Source organism: Leucobacter sp., from assembly GCF_053528595.1.
The window spans coordinates 40,046-56,048 of sequence record NZ_JAIVPF010000082.1 but is presented as its reverse complement, the minus strand read 5'-3'; the positions used below and the strand labels follow the sequence as shown (position 1 = coordinate 56,048).

At 67.2% G+C, this 16,003-nt stretch carries 18 protein-coding genes; 9 read left to right on the top strand and 9 right to left on the bottom strand.

Annotated elements, in window-relative coordinates:
- Nucleotides 1-190 precede the first annotated feature (190 nt).
- Entirely contained in the window at nt 191-1,315 is a 1,125-nt protein-coding gene (locus ACWKZU_RS16780; protein ID WP_449283478.1) for a DUF262 domain-containing protein, read from the top strand.
- Between the two features lie 544 nt (nt 1,316-1,859).
- On the opposite strand, the gene ACWKZU_RS16775 is transcribed toward ACWKZU_RS16780, so the two are convergent.
- The 6 genes from ACWKZU_RS16775 to ACWKZU_RS16750 all read right to left on the bottom strand — a co-directional run bounded on the left by ACWKZU_RS16775 (nt 1,860) and on the right by ACWKZU_RS16750 (nt 6,131).
- Nucleotides 1,860-2,468: a DUF2314 domain-containing protein gene (locus ACWKZU_RS16775; RefSeq protein WP_449283477.1), complete on the bottom strand. Its 609-nt coding sequence runs from the start codon at nt 2,466-2,468 to the stop codon at nt 1,860-1,862.
- On the bottom strand, nt 2,465-2,809 hold the full coding sequence (locus tag ACWKZU_RS16770) for a PadR family transcriptional regulator (RefSeq protein WP_449283476.1): 345 nt from the start codon (nt 2,807-2,809) through the stop codon (nt 2,465-2,467). Before ACWKZU_RS16770 ends, ACWKZU_RS16775 begins: the two co-directional genes overlap by 4 nt.
- Before the next feature lie 364 nt (nt 2,810-3,173).
- On the bottom strand, nt 3,174-4,544 hold the full coding sequence (locus tag ACWKZU_RS16765) for a replication initiator (protein ID WP_449283475.1): 1,371 nt from the start codon (nt 4,542-4,544) through the stop codon (nt 3,174-3,176).
- Between the two features lie 414 nt (nt 4,545-4,958).
- Nucleotides 4,959-5,168 carry a hypothetical protein gene (locus ACWKZU_RS16760; RefSeq protein WP_449283474.1) on the bottom strand — a complete coding sequence of 70 codons (210 nt, stop codon included), beginning with the start codon at nt 5,166-5,168 and terminating at the stop codon, nt 4,959-4,961.
- A 455-nt stretch (nt 5,169-5,623) separates the two neighbouring features.
- Nucleotides 5,624-5,821 (bottom strand): hypothetical protein, encoded by a 198-nt coding sequence (locus ACWKZU_RS16755; RefSeq protein ID WP_449283473.1) that lies wholly within the window; start codon nt 5,819-5,821, stop codon nt 5,624-5,626.
- An 88-nt stretch (nt 5,822-5,909) separates the two neighbouring features.
- On the bottom strand, nt 5,910-6,131 hold the full coding sequence (locus ACWKZU_RS16750; RefSeq protein WP_449283472.1) for a hypothetical protein: 222 nt from the start codon (nt 6,129-6,131) through the stop codon (nt 5,910-5,912).
- 422 nt (nt 6,132-6,553) lie between these two features.
- Here ACWKZU_RS16750 and ACWKZU_RS16745 point away from each other — a divergent pair, with 422 nt between their 5' ends.
- Together ACWKZU_RS16745 and ACWKZU_RS16740 are read left to right on the top strand one after the other, a co-directional pair.
- On the top strand, nt 6,554-6,796 hold the full coding sequence (locus ACWKZU_RS16745) for a hypothetical protein (RefSeq protein WP_449283471.1): 243 nt from the start codon (nt 6,554-6,556) through the stop codon (nt 6,794-6,796).
- A 178-nt stretch (nt 6,797-6,974) separates the two neighbouring features.
- Entirely contained in the window at nt 6,975-7,316 is a 342-nt protein-coding gene (locus ACWKZU_RS16740) for a DUF1801 domain-containing protein (RefSeq protein WP_449283470.1), read from the top strand.
- A gap of 27 nt (nt 7,317-7,343) precedes the next feature.
- Here ACWKZU_RS16740 and ACWKZU_RS16735 read toward each other — a convergent pair whose 3' ends face one another.
- The gene (locus ACWKZU_RS16735) at nt 7,344-7,982 is read right to left on the bottom strand and encodes an excalibur calcium-binding domain-containing protein (protein WP_449283469.1); all 639 of its coding nucleotides are present in this window, start codon (nt 7,980-7,982) and stop codon (nt 7,344-7,346) included.
- 270 nt (nt 7,983-8,252) lie between these two features.
- On the bottom strand, nt 8,253-8,453 hold the full coding sequence (locus ACWKZU_RS16730) for a hypothetical protein (protein ID WP_449283468.1): 201 nt from the start codon (nt 8,451-8,453) through the stop codon (nt 8,253-8,255).
- Nucleotides 8,454-8,539: 86 nt separating this feature from the next.
- Here ACWKZU_RS16730 and ACWKZU_RS16725 point away from each other — a divergent pair, with 86 nt between their 5' ends.
- From ACWKZU_RS16725 to ACWKZU_RS16700, 6 genes are all read left to right on the top strand, one after another.
- Nucleotides 8,540-9,475 (top strand): 2-hydroxyacid dehydrogenase, encoded by a 936-nt coding sequence (locus ACWKZU_RS16725; protein ID WP_449283467.1) that lies wholly within the window; start codon nt 8,540-8,542, stop codon nt 9,473-9,475.
- A 252-nt stretch (nt 9,476-9,727) separates the two neighbouring features.
- Nucleotides 9,728-10,666 carry a phosphodiester glycosidase family protein gene (locus tag ACWKZU_RS16720; protein WP_449283466.1) on the top strand — a complete coding sequence of 313 codons (939 nt, stop codon included), beginning with the start codon at nt 9,728-9,730 and terminating at the stop codon, nt 10,664-10,666.
- Nucleotides 10,667-10,669: 3 nt separating this feature from the next.
- Nucleotides 10,670-11,806: a glycosyltransferase gene (locus ACWKZU_RS16715; protein WP_449283465.1), complete on the top strand. Its 1,137-nt coding sequence runs from the start codon at nt 10,670-10,672 to the stop codon at nt 11,804-11,806.
- A gap of 99 nt (nt 11,807-11,905) precedes the next feature.
- Entirely contained in the window at nt 11,906-12,718 is an 813-nt protein-coding gene (locus tag ACWKZU_RS16710) for a DUF4956 domain-containing protein (RefSeq protein WP_449283464.1), read from the top strand.
- Between the two features lie 102 nt (nt 12,719-12,820).
- Nucleotides 12,821-13,621 (top strand): polyphosphate polymerase domain-containing protein, encoded by an 801-nt coding sequence (locus tag ACWKZU_RS16705; protein ID WP_449283463.1) that lies wholly within the window; start codon nt 12,821-12,823, stop codon nt 13,619-13,621.
- On the top strand, nt 13,618-15,042 hold the full coding sequence (locus tag ACWKZU_RS16700) for a carbohydrate-binding domain-containing protein (RefSeq protein ID WP_449283462.1): 1,425 nt from the start codon (nt 13,618-13,620) through the stop codon (nt 15,040-15,042). The genes ACWKZU_RS16705 and ACWKZU_RS16700 overlap by 4 nt, the downstream gene beginning before the upstream one ends.
- An 80-nt stretch (nt 15,043-15,122) precedes the next feature.
- Here the strand turns inward: ACWKZU_RS16700 and ACWKZU_RS16695 are convergent, their stop codons facing one another.
- A complete protein-coding gene (locus ACWKZU_RS16695) occupies nt 15,123-15,890 on the bottom strand; it encodes an NADPH-dependent oxidoreductase (protein WP_449283461.1) in 768 nt (255 codons plus the stop codon).
- Nucleotides 15,891-16,003 lie beyond the last annotated feature (113 nt).

The window sequence follows — 16,003 nt, the reverse complement described above, 5'->3', positions numbered from 1 at the left end:
TGTGTCGCTCAGCCAGACACTCGGCCTTACGTTGGCTGATCTCATCCCCGATGAGGTGCCCGACGTGTCGCGCTGGGCTGAGTAGTTCTTTTCTAGGTCGCTCATCATTGCGACGGCCTTTGTTTTGGCTCTAGTTCAGCGCATCGCCAGCGTGTTCGAGGTCATTTGCCTCGTTCGATATGGTTAGATCATGAGCCACGAGGTTGCGGAGCAGGTAGAGCAGTTACCCCTGGAAGACAGGGTTCTCACCTTTGACGAGATGGATGATCTGCTCAGCAGCGAAGAGCAGCCGCCAGAGATTACTTATTCCACCCAGGACTTTCCAGTTGACGCTTTGGTTAAGCGCCTTGAAAGAGGCACCATGCGAATCCCGCAGTTCGGGGTGGATGAACCGAAGAATCGGGTCGAGGGCTTCCAGCGTGGCTTCGTCTGGAACAAGGCCCAAATGGATAGATTCATTGAATCTCTGTTGTTAGGTTACCCGGTGCCTGGCATTTTTATGGTGAAGCAGGCGGATAACGCAATGCTAGTGCTGGATGGGCAGCAGCGTCTTGAGACCCTCCGTCGTTTCTATGCCGGGATACACGAAGACAAGGTATTTAAGCTCGAGAACGTCGGCAAGGACTTCAAAGGTCTGTCATATGCGGATATGGATGAAGACCTGCGCCTCAAGCTTGACGATTCCTTCATGCACGCAACCATCGTTGCCACTGATGGCTCCAAGAGCGTGAACGATGCGATCTATGGAATCTTTGAACGTCTGAACTCCGGCGGAACACAACTGACGCCACATGAGATTCGAGTTGCTTTGTTTGCGGGCCAGTTGATGGTGCTCGTTGAGAAGCTCAATAATGATGAGAACTGGCGTGAACTTTTTGGACCGAAGAATAAGCGTATTCGCGATCATGAATTAGTGATGCGAATCCTTGCGCTATATCTGAAAGCGGAGAAGTACCGTCGCCCGCTGAAACGCTTCCTGAATGATTTTAGTGATGAGTTTCGTGATTCGAGCGAGCTTCCCAATGACGCTGAAAGCAACTTCCTCGCTGCGGCTGAGGTGCTGAACCAGTCCGTGGGTAAGCAGTCATTCCGGCGAACGACTGGCTCTCAAGTGAACACTGCACAGGCAGAAGCAATAATGATTGCCGTAATGCGGAATATCGCGGAGGGCACTCTAACCAGCGAGGTTTCCGTTGCGATTGACAAGCTGCTCGACAATGATGCATTTGCAAAAGCGACCACTCGTGCGACTGCTGACAATGATGCGGTGAGTACCCGCTTGAGGGAGGCAACTACCACCCTGGCCAGATCATGACTGCGATCATCTCTTGGCCTCCAGTAGTTACAACCCAGCGGCTAGTTGAGTTGGAAAGCCTCCGAGATCTCGTCCGGAACACCCCCGAGCAAGAAGATTATGCGAGTCATTTAGACAGGTACTTGGTGGTACGTAGTGCAGGCTTGGTTGAGTCGGTTAGAGACGATGTTGCTGACGAGCACACAAAGCTTGCTAGCTCTACGCGAACGCACCGTCGCGTTCGTTCTGGCCTGAGGCGAGGGGAAGGGGTTGCCCCGGATCAACTTGGGAAGTTTCTCAACTCCTTCGAGCCTTCTTGGGCAACGGATCTGAAAGAGTGGCTCAAAGAGGATGACTCAGATAGGTCAAACCGGCTGGGGGCGCTGGTTCAGGCGCGGAAGAAGATTGCGCATGGGGACGGGCACAGTGTGAATCGTGGTCAAGCACTAGCGTGGGCAGACACTGCGCTTGAAACTGCTGCATGGCTAATATCAAAGCTCGACCCACGATGATCCGAGCTGTTGCAGAATGGGCGGAACGCTCAGCTGCTTCTAAACGGCTTCGGCTAGGCCGTGACCTCGGGCAGAGCAGGAGGCTCGGTGTCTTCGCAGTACTCAAAATCAATGATGTGCTTGCGTGAGAAGGTCACCTTGTCGCCCCAGTCCAGATGGTTCCAGACGGCCGGAACGTTGCTCAACGTTCCCTCGAACTTGTCGCCCTGAACCTTCGTGATCTTTACCCACATGCGCTCAGCGCCGCAACCGTGCAGGCCATGTGTCCAGCCCTTGGCTTCAAACATCAGCTTCACGCTGTCTCCTGGCTCCAGCATGGACACCTCTTCGGCTGACGGCACCCAGAAGCTCTCGGGGTGCTCTGCGTTGCGAGCCAGTCCGTCGCCCAGCGTCCAGCGGTTGAAGATCCGACCGTCAGCCGCGTCATAGAGGCGTTCCCACACCCCTTCCGAGAGCGCGCGTTCGAACTGCTCAGCAACCCAGAAGGGTCGCTCCCACCGCGGAACGGCATATACCTCGGCAATGAGTTCTTTCCGGCGGGGGTCATCTTTGTGGAAGCTGAGAGCGATGAGACGGGCGAAGAGGCCCGGGAAGAAGCCGAATACGCCGAGGGCTACGAGGGCGAGCGGCCAGGTGAGCAGGGTTTGTAGGATTTCGTTCAAGCCGTTGCCACCCCCCACTTCGGGCTGAGAGAAGGGACAGTGAGCTTAGGCTGCTTTTGAAATCGCGGATCGTTGGACGCCTTCTGTGTGATGGCCCCGAGTTCTGCCAAACCTTCTTCGGTCACTTTGTAGTAGCGGCGCGGTGGCCTCTTCCCTTGAACCTCCGTGGCATCCTCCCAACCATCTTCAAGCCAGCCGTGATCAAGCAGTCGCCCGAGGATCGGATAGAGAACGCCCGAGCGGATGCCACTGCTTCGGCTGAGTTCGTACCCCCAATGGCGATCATCTGGTGCACTGAGTAGCTCCGACACCACGGCTACAAGTGAATGGGTGATCTGCATAAGCAGAATTCTACATAGGTAGATCTCTATGCTCAAGCAGGGCCGCCAGCAGAGCTACATGCCGTTAGCGAGTTTGGCACGCATGCTAATTGTGAAATGAATCACGTTACTGTTGCAGTCCTGCTTAGGTCATCAGTACCGAGCCATTTCGAGTAATTCGGCATTCGCTCCGGAAAATCTCTATACAGGGTCGAGGCGGTGCAGTCGCTTCGAGCTTCGCTGGGGCACTCCGCGCGCGCTTCGCGCGTGCTCGCACCCCGCCTGCGCCCTCACCCCCGCACCGCGCTACCGCACCCAGAGAACACCCCGCAGATTTCAGGCACGCCAAAGTGCCCGAGCCGCAAAGCCCAGGCTACGCCGGTGTTCACCTGTCAGATACTGTGCGCTGCCCGCTCGCTGCTCTCGACTTTGCACGCTCTCGGACTGCTTGGCTCATCGTCTCTTGAAGCCGCTCCCATGTATACCGCTCGCCCTGTATCGGCTCGCCATTGCTCGGGCGCTCCCACACCCACGCCTCAGTGTCGTGACCTTCGGGAGCGTGGTGCTCGCGACGGCGACGGCGGCACTCGGTGATCGTCAGCACTGACCATGACCGTGAACGTCTCACCGCATGACCGCGCCACCCCCACTGATAATGCCGTTGCGAACGGCACCCACGCCGAGTGCCGGGCTTCCCGTTCAGCTGATCGTTCGAGCACCGCAGCCAGCGGGCTTCATCGTCACCCAATGTTGAAGCGTTCGGATTCGAGGTAGGCCGAGTGCCACAGCGTAGTCGGGCGGCGGCAGCGTGTAAACGCTTGTGGTGCATGGCGAGCTCGGGGGAGTGCGGGGCATCTTCGCCAGCCTCAGCGGTCAAGTCTTTGACTGCGTACATCACGGCCTTGGCGAAGTAGCCAGCCGTTCGGAGCATCTGCCGCTCAGTGCTCACCACCTCGGCAACGCATTGCGTGCCCCAACCGATAGTTTCGCCGTCTACCGTCGTGGTAACGGCGGTTGCCTCATCTTCGAGGCGCTTCAATCGCAGAGCGCCGCTGCCGCGCTCGTTCGCGTTCATAGGCTGCAACATCGCCAGCCGGTCACGAGGGATACGGGCAATGACGTGTAGGTGAATCGCACCGCGAGACTGCCACTCGGCCACAGCGGCATAGGGGAGGCGTTGCAGTTTGCCCTCGCAGTCACGCACATCGAGTATGCGGGTGAGTTCATCGGCAGTGCGCGACCAGAGCCGCCCAGCGGCCAAATTCCACCGCACCTGAGCGCCATAGTCATAGCCGCCAGTAGAGACTGGCACGCCGAGATAGCGCCGTTCACCGGGCGCGTGCTGCACGCCGCATGAGCACCGACGTTGATAGCGCCGCGACCACTGCGTACGCCGCCGAGACGACAGCCGAGGCGGTGGCGTCGGTGCTACATAGTGGGTCGCCCCAAACGAGGGTGCCGTGAGAGTGAGGAACACGACTGCATCGCCCTGAGATTGCGCGGTATGGATGCCCTCGCGCATGATCGCTTTGATGTCGCCACGGTAGAGAGCCGCACACGACGGGCAGATGCGAGCTTTGCGCGTGTTGCAGCGCATCTCAAGCTCGACCGCTTCGCCGGTGTCGGGGTTCACTCCGTTCATGTGCACCGGACGCTGACAGGGTAGAGTCACCCCGAGCGCTTCGAGCGCATCCGCGACTTGCTTGCGATGCTGTTCATCGGGGTCTTGAACTGTGCGTTCAGCCGTTGTGCTCAAGATGCTGGCACCGCGCGTTTCGTGACAACAAACTGACAACACTTCGCCGGAAATCGCCGGAATTGAAGATCGCCCCAGGCGCTCGGGAACGGTATGGTTTCAACGTAGGCGGCAGTGGCCGAGGTGGTGATTCGGGCTCCAGTAGGCTTCGAATCCCTCACCCGCCACCAACCGAGATCCCTCGACTCACCTAGAAAACACTAGGGAGTCGGGGGATTTTCCTGTTTCGGCAGCCGCACCGCGCGGAGTCGCCGTTCGAGGATCCTGCTGCGCCCCTGCTGCGTTGTATGGTTCGCAGATCGCCTGTATTCGCGTGCTCAAAGGGCGATCTGCGAACCCTCGGCAGATTGCGCCGCGCGCCCGCACGCGAGCGGCCCTCCGCCGGTGGGGAGGAGCGCTCGCGTTCACGATGGCCTAGACGGAAGCGGCGTCCTCGTCCGGCGGCTCAACGGCATCCGGGTCCTCCTGGTCGGGGGCGGCCGGCGCGGCGGGGTGGTCGAGAGCCTCGTCGCCATCGTGCTCGTCGATGCGAGGCTGCTCGGGCGAGGGTGCGGGATCGATCAGCGGGTCGTTGCCGGAGGCTCCGAGGTCCTCGGGGTCCGGGTTCTGCAGGTTCGTCGACATGCGTGCCTCTCTGATGCGGTGGACCATCAGGATGCATGGTCGGAGGCGGCGCGGACACGGGGTGGCGGTGCGGGAGATCGCGCAGTATCCTCCGCCGCGATCGCGCGCCGCAGCGGCGTCGTGTCTCGGGAATACGCGATCCCGATCAGGTGTTTTTCCTGACGCGGAGAGAATCGCGGCGCAGCGGGACGCCGCGGTTCCTGAACGGAATCGGTTCGGAAGGAGGACACCATGACAGTGCACGCGTGTGCGATGGGCGGGACGAAGTCGACCCCCGGGTGGGCGGTCGATGCCGTTCTCGGTGACGCCTTCGGATACGACTGGGCGACGGCCGAGCCTCCGTGCTAGAGGCCGTGCAGGCGGAGAGCCCCCGTGTCCCCGCTCGAGCGAGCGGGGACACGGGGGCTCTCGTCGCCCAGTCGTGGCGGATCGCCGCGACGGGGCCGTCTCGTCGTCTAGTTGTCGCGGAGTTCTTCCTTGGCCTCGTTTCGGGCCTTCGTCGCGTCGCGCTCGGCTTCCGCCTTCTTCACCTCGGCCTCGGCCTTCAGCTCGTCGACCTTGTCCTTGGCGCGGTCGACGCCGTCCTCGACGGCGCGGCCGACCTTCTTCGCAGCCGCTTCCGCGGTTTCTTTCGCATCTTCCAGGAAACCCATTGAGTACCTCCCCCGATCGAGTGGATGAACAGGCTTTCACGAAGCGAGGCGGCCGGTCAACCCCGGTGGGGTGATCCCCGGCAATGACTCAGTCGCCGTCGTAGTTCTCGGCGCCGCGCCGTCGCCGCCGCGGTTGAGTGGTCGCCTTCAGGAACAGCCGGACGAGGCCGCGCTTCTTCTCGAGATAGGCGTGCCGCCCGATCTCACCCGCCGAGAACTGCGCCTCGAGTTCGGCGAGCACCGCGGTCGTGTGCGCAGCGTCGTAGCGCGACGCGCCGGCGTCCAAGCCGCCGATCTCACGAATCGCCATGGTTCCTCCTCGGTACCCAGTACACACGAGACCACCGACACTCACTCGTCGGAGTCGGGTCGCACCAGACCGCACCCCTCGCATTTCCACCCGTCGCGGACGGGCCACATGAGCATGATCCTGCAACTCGGGCATATCGGGAGTTCGCTGGAGGAAGCGCTCTCGATTTCCATCCGTCTAGTGTGCGCCCGGACGGGGCGAACGTCCACCCTTGCGCGCAGGTCTGTGGGCAACCTGCAATCACCGCCGGGCTCCCCGCGCACCGGTTTCACGGATCCCCCATGCGGCTGGGGCGCGCGGCCGCGCGGCCGACTGAATCGCTCCCGCCGCTCATTACCGGCCCCGGTCCGCTTCGTCAACGGCCTCCAGCCCCGCTCCGCACTCGCGTAGCGTGAGAGCACCGAACCGAGCAGGAGGCTGTCATGTCCCATCACGAGAAGAACGAGCCGCACGAGGCGACCGAGACCGAGGCGAGCAACGGCGAGGGCACGGTGTCCTCGCCGTCCGAGGGGGAGACGCTGGACCATCCCGTGCTCGACGGCTCGACCGAGGACCTCGGGCACGACGGCAAGCAGCAGAACCCCCGGTACGGGATGTCGGATCCCGGTCTGATCCGGCACCCGGAGACGGGTGAGAAGACGCCCATCCCGGACGAGGAGGCCTGAGGGGCCTCGGCGCCGGTCTCAGCGGCAGGCGCCGGGATCCGGGGTCGGGATCCGGCCCCGAGACTCCGGCCCGGTATGTCCGCGCTGGGATCCGGTGAGGGTCAGACACCGGGATCCCCGTGCCGGGATCCAGCCGGGATCCGGTGACGAGAGCCGGGAAGCGGAGTAGCATCCCGGTATGGCGGATGATTGGCGGGCCCGACGGGCCGAACAGGTGCGCGCTCTGATCTCGCGGGCAGCGCCCGAGATCGTCGAGGAGCGGAAGTGGCGCAAGCCCTCGAATCCCGATGGGGTGCCCACGTTCTCCCTCGACGGGCTCGTCTGCACGCTCGAGACCTATCGCGACAAGGTCAAACTCACGTTCGCGCAGGGGGCGTCCCTGCCGGATCCCGCGGGGCTCTTCAACGCGAGCCTCACGGCGGGCACGCGGCGCGCGATCGATCTGCACGAGGCCGACGCGCTCGACGAGGAGGCCTTCATCGCGCTGGTGCGCAAAGCGGTGGCCGCCAACCGCTCGTAGGGGCTCTGCTCGGAGACGAGAAGAGGCCTACTCGCAGGCGACCCCGTCGCCGTCACGATCGAGATGCGAGCCATATCCGGGCTGTCCCGAGTAGAGCGGGGCGGCACCGGCGGCGCGCGCCTCGCTGCAGTTCTTGTAGTACGCGGAGGCTGTCCCGGAAGTCTCAGTGGGCGTGTCCACGAGCGAGAGCGGAGGTTCTTCAGCGGCGGCTTCTGCGGCGAGTGCTCGTTGGTTCGCTTCTTCGGCCGCCTGCTCGGCCTCTTCGACGGTCTTCTGCGCCTTCTCGACCTCTTCCGTAGCTTCCGCGGCTTCCAGAATCAGGGCGGCTCGTTCTTCGCTGAAGTCGTCTTCGGTCTGCTCGAGGGCCTGCAAGGCCTTCTCCGACTCGGTCTGCGCGGTAGCGAGTTGATCCTCGAGTTCTCCGATCCGCTGCTTGTCACTGCTGGCGATCGACCCCGAACTGCCGAGCAGCAGCCCCACAACGCCCGCAGTGATCGCGACCCAGAGCGGCACCCGGCGCTTCTGCTTCACCGCAACCGGACTCGACTCATGCATCTGTGCATGGGGTTTGGGGCCGATCCGATCGGTCCACTGCGAGCCGTCCCAATACCGGATCTCCGATTCATCGTCAGGATTCGAGTACCAGCCGGCTGGAGCGTTCACCATATGAGTGATCTTGGCAGGATCGGTGAGGATCCAGGGGCTTCAGAGATCTTCTGTGATCAAGTAGTTATGCGGCATGACCGTGAGAAATGCCGTTGCATCCACGGTTCGACGAATCCATGAAGTCGGATCAGGCCGACTCTCGTGCGGCCGGAAGGGGTGTGGCGAGGGGCTCGTGGTCCCACCGGTGATCGCCGTGGCGCTTGCGGGGAGGGGCCTCCACGTTCCGATCGAGTCGCAGAGGCGCGGATCGCCCCGCGCACGGATCGGGGCCTACGCCGGCGAGAAGCGGTTGCGCAGTTCTGCGGCGCGGCGGATGTCGCCCTCGATCGAAGCGGTCTGCTCGGGATTGAGCGATCCCGACTTCTTCGTCTCGTCGAGTCGCTCGAGTCCGGACTGCACTTCGTTGTCGAGTCCGTCGAGCACGAGCTGCTGAATGCTCTGGGGGAGTCGCTGAAAGCTCGAGGTATCCATGATGAAAACGCTACACCCGACCCGGCGAAGATGCCCACCCGGCGCACTGCCGCGGCTCATCCGGGCACCCCGATACACTCGGGGGCATGAATGACCTCGTCGTCTCCCTGCCCACCGATCCAGGCCTGCGCGAAGCGCTCGGGGAGGTCGAGGGGGTCGAGTTCGTCACGTGGGATCTCGACACGGCTGCGCCGCGCGACCGCTTCGACATCGTCGTGCCGCCCTATTGGGGAGGCAACCGGCTGCTCGCCGCGCTGGCCGGCCTCGAGGTGACGCTCGTACAGTGGCAGTCGATCGGGTACAACGGCGTGACGAAGCACCTGCCCCAGGGCATGCCGCTCGCGAACGCGGCGACCGTGCACGAGGCCTCGACGGCCGAGCTCGCCCTCGCCCTCGCGCTCGCGGCGCAGCGCGGCATCCCCGAGTTCGTGCGCGACGGCGAGGCGCATCGCTGGCACCTGCGGTCCTTCCCCAGTCTCGCCGATCGGCGGGTGCTGCTGGTGGGATACGGCGGGGTGTCCCAGGCGATCGAGGCCCGGCTGGCGGGTTTCGAGACCCGGATCACGCGCCTGGCGCGCTCGGCCCGCGAGGAGCGGAACCAGGCGGGCGACCCGGTGGCGGTGCGCGGCTTCGAGGATCTGCACGCGTGCCTGGCCGAGGCTGAGATCGTGATCCTCGCCGTGCCGCTCACCGACGAGACGAAGGGGCTCATCGACGCGGGGGCGCTGGCGGCGATGCCCGACGGCGCGCTGCTGGTGAACGTGGCCCGCGGCCCGGTCGTCGACACCGACGCCCTGATCGCCGAGCTGCAGGCGGGTCGTCTGCGCGCCGCGCTCGACGTCACGGATCCCGAGCCGCTGCCCGAGGATCACCCGCTCTGGGACTGCCCCAACACCCTGATCTCGCCGCACGTCGGCGGCGACTCGAGTGCGATGCTGCCGCGCATGGTCGCGCTGATCCGCCGGCAGATCGCGCACCTGCGAGCGGGCGAGGCTCCCGAGAACCTGGTGCTCGGGGGCTGAACGGCGCCCCCATGGGCCCTGACGTCCACCAGCGGCACAGGCTCGTCATAACCGGCGCATAGCGCGGCTGCGTATCCATGGAGCATGGACGCGCAGCACTCACCCCAGCACACCCCGCCCGCCCCGATCCCGCGCGCCGCGGAAGGCGCCGCAGAGGGTCCCGCGAGCGCCGCCGGAGGCGCCGCGGAAGGCCCCGCGGTCCCCGGCGGCCCGCCGGAGCGCCCGCCCGCCCGAGCGCGGAGGCGACGACGCGTGCGCCGCCGTGCGCTGCTCGCCGCCGCGCTCGCCGTCGTGCTGGCCGCCGGGGGGAGCGCAGCCTGGGCGGCCGACCGCTTCCTGATCCCCAAGGTCGAGATCGCCGATGTCGCGAGCTACGAGGCGGCGAACGGGGCCGCGGGCGACGAGGAGTCCGCCGCGGGCTCTGAAACGGCCGGCGCCGCAACCCTCACCGAGACCTCCTACTCGGACGGCGACACCTCGATCGAGGTCGACCGGGTGACCACCGGCAGCGGCGACGACACGGTCACCTACTACGTGGCCGATGTGGTGCTCGGCGACGCGACCGAGCTGCGCTCGGCCTTCGCCAACAACCAGTTCGGCGAGAACATCATCGAGAAGACGAGCGACATCGCGGCCGACAACGGCGCGGTGTTCGCGATCAACGGCGACTACTACGGGTTCCGGGACACGGGCATCGTGATCCGCAACGGCGTGGTGTACCGCGATGAGCCGGCCCGCACCGGCCTGGCCTTCTACGCCGACGGCTCGGTGCAGGTCTACGACGAGACGAGCACCGACGCGGACGAGCTGCTCGCCGCCGGGGTGTGGAACACCCTGAGCTTCGGCCCCGCCCTGCTCGAGGGCGGCGAGGTCGTCGCCGGCATCGATGACGTGGAGGTCGACACGAACTTCGGCAATCACTCGATCCAGGGCGAGCAGCCGCGCACGGCCGTCGGCGTGATCGACGACGACCACCTGGTGTTCGTGGTCGTCGACGGGCGCAGCGAGGGGTACAGCCGCGGGGTCACTCTGACCGAACTCGCGGAGATCATGCGCGGCCTCGGCGCCGAGACGGCCTACAACCTCGACGGCGGCGGATCCTCGACCATGGTGTTCGCCGGCGAGGTGCTCAACCGGCCCTCGAACGGCGGCGAGCGGGGCACCAGCGACATCCTCTACGTGGCGGGCTGAGCCGTGATCGTGCTGATCCCCGCCTACGAACCCGGCGAGCACCTGCCGCGGCTGGTGGAGTCGCTGCTGTCGGACACCGTCGCGCGCGCCTCGGGCGGACTGCGGGTGCTGGTGGTCGACGACGGATCCGGTCCGGCCCATGCCCGCGTCTTCGCGCGGAGCGTCGCCGCGGGTGCCGAGGTCTTGCGGCACGAGCGGAACCTCGGCAAGGGCGCGGCGCTCAAGACGGGTCTCCGGAGGGTCCTGGACTCCTATCCCGGCGAGGGGGTGGTCACCGCCGACGCCGACGGGCAGCACACCGTGAGCGACATCCTCGCGGTTGCCGGGGACGTGCGCCGCGGCGGCGAGAGCGACGGCCGCGCGATGGTGCTCGGCTGCCGCGGCTTCGACGGCGAGGTGCCGCTGCGCAGCCGCCTCGGCAACGCGGTCTCGCGGAGCCTGTTCCGGATCGCGGCCGGCTGGCGGCTCTCCGACACCCAGACGGGGCTGCGCGGGATCCCCGCCGCCATGCTCCCCTGGGCGCTCGATGTGCCGGGGGAGCGCTTCGAATACGAGCAGCGGGTGCTGCTGGGCCTGCGGCGCGCGGGGTTCTCGGCCCGCGAGCGGCGCATCGAGACGGTCTACCTCGCGGGGAACGAGTCGAGTCACTTCCGGCCCGTGCTCGACTCCGTGCGCGTGCTCCTGCCGGTGGTCGCGTTCGCCGCGTCCTCCCTGCTGGGTTTCGCCGTCGACACGATCGCGCTGTTCCTGTTCGAGGCCGTCACGGGGGCGCTCGTGCCGTCGATCGTCGCAGCCCGGCTGCTCAGCGCGAGCGTCAACTTCTGGGTGAACCGGCGGGTCGTGTTCATGCAGCGCGGGCGCGAGGGGCTGCTGCGGCAGGCCGTCTCGTACGCGGTGCTGGCGGGGATCCTGCTCGCGTCGAACATCGTCTGGATGTCCTATCTCACGGGGATCGGCGTGCCGCTCTGGTGCGCCAAGGCCGTCACCGAGCTCGTGCTCTTCTGCACCGCCTACCGCGTGCAGCGGACGAGCGTGTTCGCGGCGACCGGCGCCGGATCCGGCGCCGTCGACGGCTCCTCCCGGGTCGCCGACCGCGTGCCGCCTCCCTCGACGGTTCTCGAATCCCCTACCTCCCGTTGAGCCGAATCATAACTTTCGCATAACTTTTCGCGATCGAATGGGTGTCATGCGGATCGCACAGCCGATCCCGATCCGACTCCCCGACCTCAGGAGCCCCTCGTGACCATCAACAGCCTCATCCTCATCGCCGTCGACCTCGTCGGCGCCCTGGTCCTCGCCCTCGGCCTCTACTACCCGCGCCATCGGCGACGGGATCTCGTGGTCGCCTTCCTCGGGGTGAACATCGGCGTGCTCGCCGTGACCTCGGTGCTCGGCGGGGCCGAGATCGCTGCGGGCCTCGGCCTGGGCCTCTTCGGCGTGCTCTCGATCATCCGCCTGCGCTCCTCCGAGATCTCGCAGCGCGAGGTCGCCTACTACTTCTCCGCGCTCGCCATGGGCCTCATCGGCGGCCTCGCGACATCCTCGGTGCTCATCCCGTCGCTGCTGATCGCACTGATCCTGGTCGTGATGTGGGCCGCGGATCACCCGGCGCTGCTCGCGCGCAGCCGCCATCAGGTGGTGCGCCTCGACCGGGCCATCGCCGACGAGTCGGAGCTGCGCGCCGAGCTCTCGCAGCGGCTCGGCGCGACGGTCACCGCGGTCACGGTGCAGCAGCTCGACCTGGTGAACGACTCCACCCTCGTCGACGTGCGGTACCGGGTCGACCCGGCCTGGACGCGGGCGGGCGACGCCCGCGCCGAGCACCGCGCCCGCATCGCGGGCCCCCGGCGTGCGACGGGCGAGACCGGCCCGCGGCCGCACCCGGCCCCGCGGGGAGCCCTCGACGGATCGGAGCGCAGAGACTCCTCGGTGCGCGAGTCCGCGCCGGCTCAGGCGTCCGGGCCGGGCCCCGCATCCCCCTCGCCCGCCCGCATCCCCGGAACCGTCCACCCCGCCCCCGCCCGCACGGCGTCCTCCGCAGCGGCCCGTTGACGGCCTCCTGCGCGCAGATCGTCGCGGTACCGGCAGAACTCCGGCATCCGCGCGCAGCATCCCGACGCCGGCCCCCGAACCCCCTGTCCTGAGAGGCTCACCATGCAGACCGCACCCCCGATTCCCCTGGAGCGCTTCGCCCCGGTCTCGCTCGACGAGATCGTGTCCGAGGCCGCCCTGCTCACCCGGGTCGACCGCAAGTACCTCGTGCCGCGCGACGCGGCGGACGCGATCCTCTCCCGCACCGACCCCGACGTGCGCGTGCTCGAGATCGCGGGACGGCGCGAGTTCGCCTACGACTCGGTCTACTTCGACACCGCCGACCACCTGAGCTACCGCCTCACCGCGCAGCGCCGCCGCCGCCGGTTCAAGCTGCGCACCCGCAGCTACCTCGACACGGGTGCGGCCTACCTCGAGCTGAAGACCAAGAGCGGGCGCGGCAGCACCGTCAAGGACCGCATGGACTACGACCCCGCCGACCGCGCACGGCTCACGGCCGAGGGCCGCGCCTACCTGCGCGGGCTGCTCGAGGGGCACGGGCACGATCCCGCGCTCGTCGACCAGCTGCACCCGTCGCTCGTGAGCCGCTACCGCCGGGCCACGCTGCTGCTGCCGGACGGCAGCCGAGCGACCGTCGACACCCAGCTGCGCTGGAGCGACGGAGGCGTCGACGGAGGCCGGGCGATCGCGCTGCCGGGCCACGTGATCATCGAGTCGAAGTCGCCGGGGCCCCCGAGCCGCCTCGACCGTGCGCTCTGGCGCGCGGGTCATCGCCCCAGCGGCATCAGCAAGTTCGGCACCGGCACCGCCGCGCTGCACCCCGAACTGCCCAGCAACAAGTGGGCGCGCACCCTGCGCGACCCGTTCGCGCTCTCCGCGCACACCCCGAAGGAGTCATCATGAAACGCCCGATCCTCATCACCTCGCTCGCCCTCGCCGGAGCGCTGCTCGCCGGCTGCACCGCGGTCGCGACGACCTCCGGAGGCGCCGCCGCGACCGACTCGGCGCAGCTCTCCGCGGTCAGCACCGCCTTCACGGGAGACCTCAGCCCCGACGAGGTGCTCGCGGCCAACGCCGACTACACCACCGTCAACACCGACGAGTGGTCCGAGGCCGACGCCGTCGACATCGCGCTCTCGGGATCCTCGGCGACGGTCTCGGGATCGGACGGCTCGTCCGGATCCGGATCATCGGGCGTGAGCATCGACGGATCCACCGTCACGATCACGGAGGCGGGCGTCTACCGGCTGAGCGGCTCGCTCGAGGGGCAGGTGGTCGTCGCGGCGCCGGACGACGCGCTCGTCGTGCTGATCCTCGACGGCGCCGACATCGCGCACTCGGAGGGCGCCGCCATCGACGTGCAGAGCGCCGACGACGTGGCGATCCACCTCGCGGAGGGCACCGAGAACAGCGTGTCCGACGCGTCCTCCTACGCGGACGACGCCGAGGCGAACGCGGCGATCCACGCCGACGCCGACCTCACGATCAGCGGATCCGGATCCCTCGCGGTGCAGGGCAACGGGAACGACGGCATCACGAGCACGGACGACCTCGTGATCCTCTCGGGCGACATCTCCGTGACCGCCGCCGACGACGCGCTGCGCGGCAAGGACGCGCTCGTGGTCGAGGGCGGTTCGCTCGCGCTGACCGCGACGGGCGGGGACGGCATGAAGAGCGATCAGGAGGACGACGAGACGCAGGGCTACATCCTGGTGAGCGGCGGCACGATCGATATCACCGCCGGCGACGACGGACTGCAGGCGCAGACCGACACAGTGATCACCGGCGGATCGATCACCGCCGCCGTCGCGGACGACGGGGTGAAGGCCGAGGACGTCGTCTCGATCGGCGGCGGCGAGGTCGCCGTGACCGAGTCGTACGAGGCCGTCGAGGCCGCGAACATCGCGATCTTCGCCGGGACCGTCGACCTGACCGCGTCGGACGACGGCATCAACGCCTCTGGGCTGAACGACGGCTCGCAGAACCGGGAGGCCGACAGCGGCGAGCGGCTGGAGGTCTCCGGCGGCACGATCACCGTGAACGCCGGATTCGACGGCCTCGACTCCAACGGCACGATCACCGTCTCCGGAGGCGATATCACGATCACGAGCGCCGACAACGGCGGCGACGGCCCCCTCGACGCGAACGGCGAGATCACGGTGACGGGCGGCACCATCACGGCGAACGGCTCGGAGTACGATCCCGCGACGGCGGCGCAGGGTCTCGGTGGAATGCCCGGCGGATCCGGCGGCCCCGGCGGGGCACCCGGCGGCGAGATGCCGGAGGGCCAGATGCCGGGCGGCGGTCAGGCGCCTAGCGCCTAGCGCGGGCGGGTCTCGACGCGGGGGCGCCTCCCGGGCGGGCGGCGAGGATCGCGGCCCCGTGCCGCGCCGGCGCCTGGGCGCTACTCCGAGTCGAAGCCCTGGGCGCGCAGCGAGTCGCGCATCCGGTGCCGGCCGTGCAGCCCCGCGACGGGGCCGAGGCGGCCGGTCACGGTGCGCGCCCAGCTGCGCCCGGGCGCACCCTGGGTCTCGAAGTAGTCGCGGTAGCTCTGCTCGTACTCGGCCGTGGCGGCGCGCCACTTCTCGGCGTCGTAGGTCTCGCGGTGCAGCACGCCGCTCAGCGGCAGGCGGGGCTTCAGCCCGGCGGCCTCGGCGGGGTCGGGAACGCCGATCGCCATGCCGACGACGGGGAACGCGTGCTTCGGGAGGCCGAGCTCGGCGCTCACCGCCTCGGGATCGTTGCGGATGCCGCCCACGAAGAGCCCGCCGAGCCCGAGCGACTCCGCCGCGAGCAGTGCGTTCTGGGCGGCGATGCCGACGTCGATGCCGCCGAGCAGCGTGTTCTCGATGAGGCCGAGGGTCTCGGGATCGACGCCGTGGGAGCGGATCAGCTCGGCGTTGCGGGCGAAGTCGGCGACCCAGACCAGGAAGACGGGGGCCGTCTCGACGTAGGCGTGGCCGCCGATCGCCTCCGAGATGCGCCGCTTGCGCTCCGCGTCGCGCACGGCGACCACCGACCAGGCCTGGAGGTTCGACGAGGTGGAGGCGCGCTGCGCCGCTCCGATGATCGCCTCGAGCTGCGCGTCCGAGACCGGTGCGGCGAGGAACCTGCGCACCGAGCGGTGGCGCAGCTGCTGCTCGATCACCTCGGAGGTCGTGCGATCCGTCATCGTTCCCGCCTCTCTGCTGCCGGCTCCGGCACCGCATCGAGCCTATCGCCGCTCGGGATCGATTCGGAGCGGCGACGGAGCGCCGGGGCCGCGAGGATAGGATGGAGGGAACT

Coding starts and splice junctions, on each gene's coding strand:
- ACWKZU_RS16780 (WP_449283478.1), top strand. CDS start 191: ATGAGCCACGAGGTTGCGGAGCAGGTAGAGCAGTTACCCCTGGAAGAC.
- ACWKZU_RS16770 (WP_449283476.1), bottom strand. CDS start 2,809: ATGCAGATCACCCATTCACTTGTAGCCGTGGTGTCGGAGCTACTCAGT.
- ACWKZU_RS16760 (WP_449283474.1), bottom strand. CDS start 5,168: ATGTCGACGAACCTGCAGAACCCGGACCCCGAGGACCTCGGAGCCTCC.
- ACWKZU_RS16755 (WP_449283473.1), bottom strand. CDS start 5,821: ATGGGTTTCCTGGAAGATGCGAAAGAAACCGCGGAAGCGGCTGCGAAG.
- ACWKZU_RS16750 (WP_449283472.1), bottom strand. CDS start 6,131: ATGGCGATTCGTGAGATCGGCGGCTTGGACGCCGGCGCGTCGCGCTAC.
- ACWKZU_RS16745 (WP_449283471.1), top strand. CDS start 6,554: ATGTCCCATCACGAGAAGAACGAGCCGCACGAGGCGACCGAGACCGAG.
- ACWKZU_RS16740 (WP_449283470.1), top strand. CDS start 6,975: ATGGCGGATGATTGGCGGGCCCGACGGGCCGAACAGGTGCGCGCTCTG.
- ACWKZU_RS16735 (WP_449283469.1), bottom strand. CDS start 7,982: ATGGTGAACGCTCCAGCCGGCTGGTACTCGAATCCTGACGATGAATCG.
- ACWKZU_RS16730 (WP_449283468.1), bottom strand. CDS start 8,453: ATGGATACCTCGAGCTTTCAGCGACTCCCCCAGAGCATTCAGCAGCTC.
- ACWKZU_RS16725 (WP_449283467.1), top strand. CDS start 8,540: ATGAATGACCTCGTCGTCTCCCTGCCCACCGATCCAGGCCTGCGCGAA.
- ACWKZU_RS16705 (WP_449283463.1), top strand. CDS start 12,821: ATGCAGACCGCACCCCCGATTCCCCTGGAGCGCTTCGCCCCGGTCTCG.
- ACWKZU_RS16700 (WP_449283462.1), top strand. CDS start 13,618: ATGAAACGCCCGATCCTCATCACCTCGCTCGCCCTCGCCGGAGCGCTG.
- ACWKZU_RS16695 (WP_449283461.1), bottom strand. CDS start 15,890: ATGACGGATCGCACGACCTCCGAGGTGATCGAGCAGCAGCTGCGCCAC.